The 1,695-nt window shown below is 36.0% G+C and carries 1 protein-coding gene; it reads right to left on the bottom strand.

The genetic code is table 11. The annotated features are described in order from the left end of the window. Nucleotides 1–1,082: sulfatase-like hydrolase/transferase (locus LGZ98_RS23635; RefSeq protein WP_262978719.1), on the bottom strand; the 1,082-nt coding region annotated here is incomplete at its 3' end. Between the last annotated feature and the right edge of the window lie 613 nt (nt 1,083–1,695).

The raw sequence follows: 1,695 nt of genomic DNA, 5'->3' as shown, positions 1-1,695 counted from the left end.
GCCTGGGGGTGAGATCCCATCAGGTGAATAACAATCAGTTTCTTCTTCTTTTCTGGTATCAATGCTTCTTTAATATAAGGCATCAATTTATCATCAGGCAAATAACGCCGGTCATCAGAACTGCCACTTTTCAGGAAATGGACGCTATCTGCCTGTTGTCCAATCAACGCGACTGGAGAATCAAAAGCACTCTTCATCCCCTGATTAGATATCCAATAAGTATAAAACCCGGCTTTTTTCGCCAAGGTTATGACACTATCATTCAAATTGATCGCATTCTCACCTTTCAGAGCCAGTGAGTTAGTCAAAGATAATTGAGTCGATGCCGCTGATGAGATGTAATTTGTAAATATCTTGCCATTCGCTTTGTCCAGCCACGGCGTATTGTTATAAGGAAAACCATACGCATTCATAAAGTCTTTTCGAACACTTTCACCAATGACCATGATATAGGTTTCATATTTATCCTCTTTTACCACCGGATGCCAAGAGTCTTTCTGTTTTATTATTTCAGCAAACCTAATTCTTTCTGAATTAACTTCTTCATAGCTCTCAACGACATCACTAAAAAATCTAACTTCGGGTAATCCTGATGCCAATAGATTAAAATCAGGATTGAAACCGGAATTTATATATCCTTTTACCGGTGACCAGAAAGCTGATAATACAAAAAACAGTGATAAAAATATTGTACTCTTTCTCTTTAGCGTCACTTTTACCTTAAAAGATAAAATCATTAATATAATAATAGCTGACACCACTAAATAGGTAAAAATAGGCAGCCCACTGATAAATTCAAACGCTTCATTTTTATTCGTATAAATTAAAGATCCCACTGAATTGATATCGGGATAACCATAATTTAATCCTACAGGAGAATAGATCACGCCTACCAATCCAATCATGAATACAAAAATATAATATATATATTTGTTAAAATTAAACAATAATATCAGAATTGAAAAAGCACTAAATACATATATAAACTTTAGCTGATATCCAAGGCTTAAATGGGCCAATGAAATAAAACCAAATAAGCATATCAAAGTGAAATTTTCTTGGATTTTTTTACTCAACAGCATACTTACTCGTTTCCTTCAATCTATACCCGTTATCTTTCAAGTTGCCTCTTTGTTGGCTGCACTCACTCACCCCGGCCACATAGTTATCTATGCTCCCGGGGATTCGCTCCTTTGCCGTCGCGATGCATCTTGAAATCCATAGGGTATATACCCGTCATCTTTCAAGTTGCCTCTTTGTTGGCCGCGCTCGCTCACCCCGGTCACATCGTTATCTATGCTCCCAGGGATTCACTCCCTTGCCGTCGCGATTCATCTTGAAATTCATAGGGTATATGCAATAAAACACCAAAAATTGATAATGTTTTCTTATTAATAGGAGTGGTTTTACAATAAGAAAATCCGTAATTAATCAACGACTATCCATGATACAACGTCAAGCAGCACCATTCAGATTGCTACACTGAGCTATTAAACTAACGCATAAAAAAACACCTTACTCATTTATCTGTAATTTAGTTAAGGATTTCCTGAGCCAGGACAGTTATTAATCTTCTATATTTGATTAACGGTATGTAAATAATATGCGTTTTTTTTGTTAATAGCAAAACTTCTGAATATATCGATCCTGCTCGTGATTTTAAACTATACTTAATAAGTCACTTATGCACGAAGG

It is taken from the genome of Photorhabdus kayaii, from assembly GCF_025384895.1.
GTDB classification, from domain to species: domain Bacteria; phylum Pseudomonadota; class Gammaproteobacteria; order Enterobacterales; family Enterobacteriaceae; genus Photorhabdus; species Photorhabdus kayaii.
The sequence above is the reverse complement of the archived record's forward strand: the minus strand, read 5'-3'. Positions and strand labels throughout refer to the sequence as shown.